Origin of the sequence: Pseudomonas sp. PB106, from assembly GCF_009764645.1 — a bacterium.
GTDB lineage: Bacteria > Pseudomonadota > Gammaproteobacteria > Pseudomonadales > Pseudomonadaceae > Aquipseudomonas.
Genome location: NZ_RWIM01000037.1, coordinates 22,833 through 32,374, shown reverse-complemented (window position 1 = coordinate 32,374; position 9,542 = coordinate 22,833). Strand labels below are relative to the sequence as shown.

At 59.0% G+C, this 9,542-nt stretch carries 7 protein-coding genes and 1 pseudogene; 5 read left to right on the top strand and 3 right to left on the bottom strand.

Going from position 1 to position 9,542, the window contains the following annotated elements; all coding sequences use genetic code 11:
• Window positions 1–71: 71 nt before the first annotated feature.
• Window positions 72–958 (bottom strand): annotated as a pseudogene (locus tag EJA71_RS05940) (LysR family transcriptional regulator).
• Window positions 959–1,091: 133 nt separating this feature from the next.
• Here EJA71_RS05940 and EJA71_RS05935 point away from each other — a divergent pair.
• Together EJA71_RS05935 and EJA71_RS05930 are read left to right on the top strand one after the other, a co-directional pair.
• Window positions 1,092–2,744, top strand: a complete 1,653-nt coding sequence (locus EJA71_RS05935) for a GMC family oxidoreductase (RefSeq protein ID WP_158955141.1) — start codon at window positions 1,092–1,094, stop codon at window positions 2,742–2,744.
• Window positions 2,745–2,882: 138 nt separating this feature from the next.
• The gene (locus tag EJA71_RS05930; protein WP_158955139.1) at window positions 2,883–4,505 is read left to right on the top strand and encodes an MFS transporter; all 1,623 of its coding nucleotides are present in this window, start codon (window positions 2,883–2,885) and stop codon (window positions 4,503–4,505) included.
• A 42-nt stretch (window positions 4,506–4,547) separates the two neighbouring features.
• On the opposite strand, the gene EJA71_RS05925 is transcribed toward EJA71_RS05930, so the two are convergent.
• On the bottom strand, window positions 4,548–4,916 hold the full coding sequence (locus tag EJA71_RS05925) for a DUF427 domain-containing protein (RefSeq protein ID WP_158955137.1): 369 nt from the start codon (window positions 4,914–4,916) through the stop codon (window positions 4,548–4,550).
• Between the two features lie 230 nt (window positions 4,917–5,146).
• Here EJA71_RS05925 and EJA71_RS05920 point away from each other — a divergent pair, with 230 nt between their 5' ends.
• The 3 genes from EJA71_RS05920 (at window position 5,147) to EJA71_RS05910 (ending at window position 8,482) form a co-directional block, all read left to right on the top strand.
• Window positions 5,147–7,090 carry a DNA topoisomerase III gene (locus EJA71_RS05920; protein ID WP_158955135.1) on the top strand — a complete coding sequence of 648 codons (1,944 nt, stop codon included), beginning with the start codon at window positions 5,147–5,149 and terminating at the stop codon, window positions 7,088–7,090.
• Between the two features lie 48 nt (window positions 7,091–7,138).
• Window positions 7,139–7,642, top strand: coding sequence for a GNAT family N-acetyltransferase (locus tag EJA71_RS05915; RefSeq protein ID WP_158955133.1), 504 nt, complete (start codon window positions 7,139–7,141; stop codon window positions 7,640–7,642).
• Window positions 7,643–8,152: 510 nt separating this feature from the next.
• Complete coding sequence (locus EJA71_RS05910) at window positions 8,153–8,482, top strand: hypothetical protein (RefSeq protein ID WP_016982961.1); 330 nt, start codon at window positions 8,153–8,155, stop codon at window positions 8,480–8,482.
• Window positions 8,483–8,576: 94 nt separating this feature from the next.
• Here EJA71_RS05910 and cynR read toward each other — a convergent pair whose 3' ends face one another.
• Window positions 8,577–9,458, bottom strand: coding sequence for a transcriptional regulator CynR (gene cynR / locus EJA71_RS05905; RefSeq protein ID WP_158955131.1), 882 nt, complete (start codon window positions 9,456–9,458; stop codon window positions 8,577–8,579).
• Between the last annotated feature and the right edge of the window lie 84 nt (window positions 9,459–9,542).

Genomic DNA, 9,542 nt, shown 5'->3' with positions numbered 1-9,542 from the left:
AAAGATCGCAGCCTTCGGCAGCTCCTACAGAAATCGATGCAGGCGCTGCCGAAGGCTGCGATCTTTTGATCTCAAAGGTTAAGCAACAACCCCTGCTCCGCCTCACACAACCCCACCACATAATCCCAGACCACCCGCAGCCGCACCGATTTGTGCAACTCGCGCCGCGTGCTGATCCAGTAACTGCGCTCGATGCTTTCATCCGGTAGCAACGGCACCAGATCCGGATCCGACGCGGCCATGTAGCACGGTAAAACCGCGATCCCCAATCCCGACCGCGCCGCCTCCTGCTGGGCGATGACGCTGGTGCTGTGAAACACGACGCGAGGGCTGCGGCAGAAACTGTTGAGAAACATCAGCTCCTGGCTGAAGAGCAAATCGTCCACGTAACCGATCCACGCATGCCGCCCAAGGTCTTCGCGGCTGTGCAATGGCGGCGCTTTATCGAGGTAAGCCTGACTGGCGTACAGCGCGAGGCGATAGTCCGTGAGCTTGCGCGTGACCAGCATGTCCGCCGCCGGCCGTTCCAGATGAATGCTGATTTCCGCCTCGCGATTGAGAATGCTGACAAACCGGGGCACGGCGACCAGTTCCACTTCCAATCCCGGGTAACGCTCGAACAAACCGATCATGCGACTGGCGAGAAACTTGTGCCCAGCCCCTCCGTCACGCCAACACGAATCTTGCCCAGCGGCGCGGTCGACTGGGTGATTCCTTCCTGCGCCAACAGCGCGACGTTCTCCATCGCCTCGGCATGCTTGAGCAGCGCCTCACCGGCCGGCGTCATCTCATAGCCTTGCGCATGCTGGACGAACAGCGCGGTGCCGAGGCTTTTTTCGATGGCTTCGATATGGCGGGCGACGGTGGCGTGGGTGGTGTTGAGACGGCGAGCAGCGGTAAGCAGGCGGCCGCTGCGTTGCAGTTCGAGAAAAAACCGCAGGTCGTTCCAGTCGAACATGGTGTGTCCTTGTCGGCTATCGTCTAGTGAGGCTGTTCAAAAACGCACAGCGGCTGCGCAAAAACTAACATTCTTTTGACGAAAGCTAACAACTAGAGTGTCCGACAATAAAAACAAAAAGCGAGGTCAGGGAATGCGGACTTCCCTCGATGAATACGACTACATCGTGGTCGGCGCCGGCCCTGCCGGATGCCTGCTGGCCAATCGGCTGTCGGCGGATCCGCAGCAGCGCGTGTTGCTGCTCGAAGCCGGCGGGCGCGACAACTATGCGTGGATTCACATTCCTGTGGGTTACCTGTTCTGCATCGGTAATCCGCGCACCGACTGGTGCTTCAAGACTGAACAACAACCGGGCCTCAATGGCCGCGCGCTGAGCTATCCGCGCGGCAAAGTGCTGGGCGGATGTTCTTCCATCAACGGCATGATCTACATGCGCGGCCAGGCCAACGACTATGACGGCTGGGCGGCCGAGGGCAATCCGGGCTGGGCCTGGGACGATGTGCTGCCCTTGTTCAAACAGAGCGAAAATCACTTTGCCGGCACCGCTGAGTTTCACGGTGCCAAGGGTGAATGGCGGGTGGAGCAACAGCGGCTGTCGTGGCCGATTCTGGATGCCTTTCGCAGCGCTGCCGAGCAAAGCGGCATCGCCAGCATCGACGACTTCAATCAGGGCGACAACGAGGGTTGCGGCTACTTTCAGGTCAATCAGAAAGCCGGGGTGCGCTGGAACGCGGCCAAGGCATTTTTGAAACCAGTGCGTGCGCGGGCGAATCTGACGGTGCTGACTGGCGTTGAAGTGGATCGAGTGCTGCTGGAGGACGGTCGCGCCTCTAAAGTCAGCGCGCAACATGAAGGGCAAACCAAACAGTTCAAGGCGCGCAAGGAGATTGTCCTGTGCGCCGGCGCCGTGGGCTCTCCGACCATCCTTCAGCGTTCCGGGATAGGCCCGCGACCGTTGCTTGAACGCTTGGGCATCGGCGTGATTCATGAGCTGCCGGGCGTCGGCGGCAACCTGCAGGATCACCTGCAATTGCGCCTGATCTACAAACTGGAAAACGCCCGCACGCTCAACCAGATCGCCGGCAGCGTGTGGGGAAAAATGGGCATGGGCCTGCGTTATCTTTACGACCGCAGCGGGCCGCTGTCGATGGCGCCGAGTCAATTGGGCGCGTTTGCGCGTTCGGGGCCGGAGCAGACTTCGGCGAATCTGGAATATCACGTGCAGCCGCTGTCGCTGGAGCGCTTCGGTGAACCGCTGCACAGCTTTCCGGCGTTTACCGCGTCGGTGTGCGATCTGCGCCCGCAGAGCCGTGGGCGGATTGACATCCGTTCGGCGAATCCACAGGAGGCGCCGCTGATCCAGCCCAACTATCTGAGCCATCCCGAAGACCTGCGCGTTGCCGCCGACGCGATTCGTCTGACCCGCCGCATCGTCAGCGCGCCTGCACTGCAAGGGTTCAAACCGGTGGAATATCTGCCCGGCGCGAGCCTGCAAAGTGAAGAAGAACTGCAGGCAGCGGCAGCAGCCATCGGCACGACGATTTTTCACCCGGTCGGCACCTGCCGCATGGGCAACGACGGCGATGCGGTGGTCGATGCGCAGTTGCGCGTTCACGGCGTCCCCGGTTTGCGCATCGCCGACGCGTCGATCATGCCGCGCATCACCTCGGGCAACACCTGTTCGCCTACGCTGATGATTGCGGAAAAGGCTGCACAACTGATCCTCAACCCCAATGTTGTAAACACAACCCCTGTAGGAGTGAGCCTGCTCGCGATGACGGAATAACATTCAACATCTGCGCTGGCTGATACACCGCTATCGCGAGCAGGCTCACTCCTACAAGGAACCGCGTTTATTCAAGGCATCACCCGGACACGCAACACCAGTGGAACAACAAAAACAATCACTGTGAGGGATACCGATATGTCAGAACACGCTCAGCCGCTGGACGCCGCGAGCGGCGCCGAAACCAGCAATGCCACGCAGAAAGTCATCTTCGCCTCGTCACTGGGCACAGTGTTCGAGTGGTATGACTTCTTCCTCTACGGCGCCCTCGCGGCGGTGATCAGCAAGCAGTTTTTCGCCGGAGTCAACGACACCACGGCGTTCATCTTTGCGCTGATGGCCTTCGCCGCAGGCTTTATCGTGCGGCCGTTCGGGGCGCTGGTGTTCGGTCGGTTGGGGGACATGATCGGGCGTAAATACACCTTCCTCGCGACGATCATTTTGATGGGCATCGCGACGTTCTGCGTCGGCCTGCTGCCCACCTACGCCAGCATCGGCATCGCCGCGCCGATCATTCTGGTGGTGCTGCGCATGCTGCAGGGCCTGGCGCTCGGCGGTGAATACGGCGGCGCGGCGACTTACGTTGCCGAGCACGCGCCGATCGGCAAACGTGGTTTCCACACCAGCTGGATTCAGTCCACCGCGACCCTCGGCCTGCTGTTGTCGCTGCTGGTCGTGCTCGGTTGCCGTTACTTCACCGGCGATCAGTTTGAAGTCTGGGGCTGGCGCATTCCGTTCCTGCTGTCGATTGTACTGCTGGGCATTTCCACCTGGATCCGCCTGAGCCTGCACGAGTCGCCGGCCTATCTGAAAATGAAAGAGGAAGGCAAAACCTCGAAGGCGCCGATTCGCGAATCCTTCGGCAAATGGGAAAACCTCAAAGTCGTGCTGATCGCTCTGTTCAGCATCAACGCCGGGCAAGCGGTGACCTTCTACGCGGCGCAGTTCTATGTGCTGTTCTTCCTCACCCAGTTCCTGAAAATGGACCCGGCGGTGGCCAACACCTTGCTGATCATCAGCGTGGTGATCGGTGCGCCGTTCTTCATCATTTTCGGCTGGCTGTCGGACAAGGTCGGGCGCAAACCAATATTGATGCTCGGTCTCTTGCTGGCGACGGCGCTGTACTTCCCGATCTTCAAATCCCTCGCGCACTACGCCAACCCGGCCATTGATCAGGCCAGCCGACAGGCACCGATCACCGTGCTGGCAGATCCGGCGACCTGCACCTTCCAGTTCGATCCGGTGGGCAAAGCCAAATTCGACAGCCCGTGCGACAAGGTCAAAACCTTCCTGGTCAAGCAGGGCCTGCCCTACTCCAGCGCCGCCGCGCCTGCTGGTAGCGCCGTGCAAGTGAGCGTCGGCGACGTCAAACTCGACGGCTTCGACGAGGCCGCATTGCGCGGTGCAATCACCCTCGCCGGCTACCCGCAACAGGCAGATCTGCAGCAGATCAACAAGCCGATGATCGTCGCCCTGATCGTCGCGCTGATCATCATCTCAGCCATGTGCTACGGCCCGCTGGCGGCGCTGATGGTCGAGCTGTTCCCGACGCGCATCCGCTACACCTCGATGTCGCTGCCGTACCACATCGGCAATGGCTGGTTCGGTGGTTTCCTGCCGACGGTGTCGTTTGCGCTAGTGGTGTATACCGGGGACATCTTCTACGGCTTGTGGTATCCGGTGCTGATTACCGGGGTGAGTCTGGTGGTGGGGATGATCTGTCTGCGTGAGACGAAGAATATCGATCTCGACAAGAATTAATGGCAACTGAAGTGGCGAGGACTTTGCGTTCTCGCCATTTTTTTATGCCTCAGCCTTGATCACCTCGAACTTCACCTGATCCGGATAAAACGCCACATAGTCGCGGATCGGCGCCACTGACACTTTCGGGTTCTCGTAAGTCCACACCGCATTCGCGCCTTCATGCCCCGGCACTTGCAGGCTGAAGTAATTGGCGTCGCCCTTGTACGGGCAATAGGTGGTGTGATCGGTGCGGGCGAAATACTTTTCTTCGATGTCTTCGCGGGGGACGTAGTAGACCGGCGGGTAGTTGGCTTCGTTGAGAATCATCACATGAGAGGACGCGGCGACCTGGATGCCGTGAAATTTCACCAGCAGGCAGCCGACGAGTTGTTCAAGGTTGATGACGCGGTTGGGGCCAGAAGTTTTCATGGGGTTCTCCTGAATACGGCGAAGAGACCGCTTCAGGTATAGCTTATGCGTTGTGGCCAGGGCTGTTTTACAGCCGAACGGCCAACAGCCCGGCGCCCGTCGACGGCGAGCGTCTTCGCGAGATTTCCCGCAACGTTTTTATCTGTATATCCATACAGATAAAAGTTGCCCCTGACGCCAAGTCCGGCCATTCTGTGCACCTGTTCAGACCTTGATCGACGATGGTGGTTATGCGGCTGTACCTCTGTGAAAAACCTTCCCAGGCCAAAGACATTGCGGCCGTGCTCGGCGCCAAGCGTCGGGGCGACGGCTGCTGGCTGGGAACGGATGTCACGGTGACCTGGTGCATCGGCCACTTGCTCGAAACCGCGCCGCCGGACGCCTACGACGCGCGATACAAGCGCTGGGTGCTGGCAGATCTGCCGATCATCCCGGACAAGTGGAAGATGACCGTCAAACCGCGTACAGCCAGCCAGTACAAAGCGGTGAAGCGCCTGCTCGGCGAGGCCAGCGAGCTGATCATCGCCACCGACGCCGACCGTGAGGGCGAGATGATCGCCCGGGAACTGGTCGAGCACTGTCGCTATCGCGGGCCGATCCGCCGCTTGTGGCTGTCGGCACTGGACGAAGCCTCGATCCGCAAGGCATTGGCAGCGCTGAAACCGGGAGCCGAGACGTTCAGCCTGTACCACTCGGCGCTGGGCCGTTCGCGGGCAGACTGGTTGATCGGCATGAACATGAGCCGCCTGTTCACCTTGCTCGGGCGGCAGTCCGGTTATCAAGGCGTGTTGCCGGTCGGTCGGGTGCAGACGCCAACCTTGCGGCTTGTCGTCGATCGCGACCGCAGCATCGCCGATTTCGTGCCGGTGCCGTTTTGGGCGATTGATGTGGATCTGTTACACAACTCCACCTCGTTTACCGCGCAATGGCGCGCGCCCTCGGATGTTTGTGACGATCAGGATCGTTGCCTGAATCAGGCACTGGCCCAGCAAGCGGCGGCTTCAATCGGTAGCGCCGCCAGTGCTCGGGTGGTCAAGCTGAAAACCGAGCGCATGCGCGAAGTCGCGCCCCTGCCCTTCGATCTTGGCACCTTGCAGGAAGTCTGCTCGAAGAAGCTCGGTCTCGGCGCGCAGGAAACCCTCGATATCGCCCAAGCGCTTTACGAAACCTACAAAGTCATCACGTACCCGCGCAGCGATTGCGGTTATCTGCCGTTGAGCCAACACAGCGAGGCGCCGGGAATTCTTGCGGCGCTGCGTCAAGCCGACCCTGGTCTTGAAGCGCTGCAAGGTTTTCTTGAACCGCAACGCCGCTCCCGAGCCTGGAACGACGCCAAGGTCAGCGCGCACCACGGCATCATCCCCACTGCAGCGGCGAAGAATCTCGAACGCCTGAGCGGCAAGCATCGCGCGGTGTATACGCTGATCCGCGCGCGCTATCTGGCGCAGTTTCTGCCCAACCATGAATACGATCGCACCCAGGCCGACTTCGATTGCGCCGGTGAAGCCTTGCGCGCAGTCGGTAAGCAGATCATTGAACCGGGTTGGAAGCGTGCATTGCCCGAGGCACTTGCACCGGCCAAGGGCCGCGAAGCCCCCGCCCCGCAAACATTGCCGGCCCTGAGCCAGGGCGTCGAATGCGCCATCGCCGAGGTGAAACTCAAGGACCTGTGGACGCAACCGCCGAAACCCTACACCGAGGGTGATCTGATCAAGGCGATGAAAAACGTCGCGAAACTGGTTGAAGACCCGCTGCTGAAACAGAAGCTCAAGGACACCACCGGCATCGGCACAGAAGCCACCCGTGCGTCGATCATTCAGGGTTTGCTAGACCGTGGTTATCTGGTGAAAAACGGCAAGGCGCTTGCCGCCACACCTGCCGCGTTCAGCTTGATCGATGCGGTGCCGCGAGCAATTGCCGACCCCGGCACCACGGCGATCTGGGAACAGGCGCTGGACATGGTGCAAAGCGGCGAGATGAGCCTGGAGGAATTCGTCACCAAACAGGCGGCGTGGATGAGCAAACAGGTGACCCGTTGTTCCAGCCTCAGCCTGACCATCAGTGGCCCGCCTCCCGCAGGCAAAGCTGCTGCACCGTGGAAAAAGAAACGCAAATCGACCCGTAGCAAAACCACGGGCGCGGCCCCACGCAAGGCGAAAACAGCGGCGAAATAAAACCCGCTACAGTTTCTGCAAGGCTCACCACTTTCAGGAACTCGGCGCATGGCCAGTATCGAACTGCACCCCGCTCAGCGCGATGAACTGCAGATCATCGAAAACCTCATGCAGTTCTACATGTACGACTTCACCGAATGGCTGCCGCTGCAGATTGCCGAGCACGGTTTCTTTTCCATCCAGCCGAAAACCGATTACTGGCGCCGCCCAACGACGCAACCGTTCCTGATTCGCGTGGACGGCGAACTGGCAGGTTTTGTGACCGTCGATGACGAAACCCATATCGCCGGCGCCGAACTCAACATTGGCTACTTCTTCATTGCTCGACGCTTTCGTGGCCAGGGTGTCGCGCAGTTTGTCGTCTCTGCCCTCTTGAAGCGCATCCCCGGTCAATGGCAGATTTTCCATATCGACGCCAACCTGCCGGCACAGCGCTTCTGGGCCGGGCTGATCCCTGAATTGACTGGCGGCGATTTCACCCGGCAGCAGCGCGACGTGGACGATTATCCGTGCACGTTCTACCGTCTGCGCACGCCTTTTTCCGTTACCTGAACGGATCTGTTCTCATTCCAAAACAGCTTTGTCCGACAATATGTAGTGAACAAAAATAATCACTACAAAACCGTTGACGGCGTCGTTTTGCTTTTGCATGATGAAGACGTTCCCCGATCGGGAACATCGGTAACACGCTTGAGCAAACTCGTCTGACCGCCGAGTTGTTTTTTCCGGATACACGCTGCCCACAAGGCAGATTGAAGAAGCTGACCTGGCCTGAACGTCCAGTACAAGGACGAGAAGCGCTGGCGAAAATTCTCAAGACGCTTGTGGTCGACTCTGAACAGGTCGGCAAGGAGCCTCCCGGTTTTCGCTGCTTCTCCTCGTTGTGACGCTATTGCGTAGCAGTTATTCAACACGACTACATGCAACAGATGCACGACCCCGGACTTCACACGGGCGAGCGCTGACGTCCTGGTTTCGGTGCCAGGGATCAACTAACCGATGGGCTACCTGTATTAGCGAATCAACTTTGAAAGATCACCAGACTGGTCAAGGGGCAACATTATGAATCTGAACAATCAACCCACTATCGAAGAACTGGCGCGTATGTTCGCTGCACAAAAAGACAGCCACGACAGCCATATCCTGTGGATCAGCAAGTCGGGGCAAGTGCATATCGACTGCCTGGCGCCCCATGCTGGCGAAGAAGAGTTCGACCGTAACCATCAGAATCTGCTGGCCCGCCTGAAGATGTACCGCCGTGGCCACGGTTATGTTGGCAAGAAAGCTGCGGCCGACAAGGACTTCATCGGTAATGTTCTGCAAACGCTGAAACAGGCGTGGGACTCGATGCAGAACCACAACGAAGTTCGGGTGATTGATCGGTTCTGCTGATTTAAAACTTCAATAACAAAAGGGCCTGCTTCCGATAAAGAAGCAGGCCCTTTTTTTATTAGCCAGAACAGAAACACCACAGGGACAGCGCCGTTCAATGACTCTTTGTTCCCAGCACCAACTCCATGAATGCCTGCGCCGCTGCGCTGTGGTAGTTATTCTTGCGCCGCAACAACGCCGCTCCGCGTTGCGGAGCATCACTTTCGATGCGCAACTTGCGCAACGCTCGATCCTCGGAGGCAATCGCCTGCGGCAGCATCGTAGCCATGGGTGAACAACGCACAACTTCCAGCAAAGTACTCACCGAGTTCACTTCGACCCGCACCTGCGGCGTGATCCCGTGCTGACGAAAATATTCATCCACCGATAACCGTGTAATGAAGTCCGGCGCCAGCAAGGCGAAATCCAGTGCAGCAAGATCGTCCGGCGTCAGCACTGAGCGGCTGTCATACAGCGGATGCTCCCGCCCCACCATAATCCCCAGCGTCTCGGTAAACGCTGGAATGCATTCAATGTCGGCATGGCGCACGGGCGTGAAGGCAATTGCGATATCCAGCGAGTCATCCGCCAGCCCCGCCTCGATGTCGTCCATCGACAACTCGAAAATCTGCAGATGAATGCCTGGATAACGCGCCGTGAAGTCACGCACCAACGGCCCGACCAGATAAGCCATGAACGTCGGCGTCATCGCCAGACGCAAACTGCCGCGAGACAGATCCTTCACGTCATGCAGGGCGCGCTTACCCGCCTCCAGTTCTACCAATACCCGCCGTGCGCATTCGATATAAGCCTGGCCAGCATCAGTCGGTTTGACCGTGCGCGAGGTGCGATCGAACAGATTGACCCCCAACGTTTCCTCCAGTTGGCGAATCTGTTGCGACAGGGTCGGCTGCGACACATGTAGCGCCTCGGCCGCGCGGGTGAAACCGCCGTGATCGGCAACGGCCAGCAGATAACGCAAATGTCGCAGGAGCATGGAAACATCAACTATAGGCAAGGCTTATGCAAAGCATTGTATATCGATCTTGGACGCTATGGATCATTCGGCAGAAGATGGCTC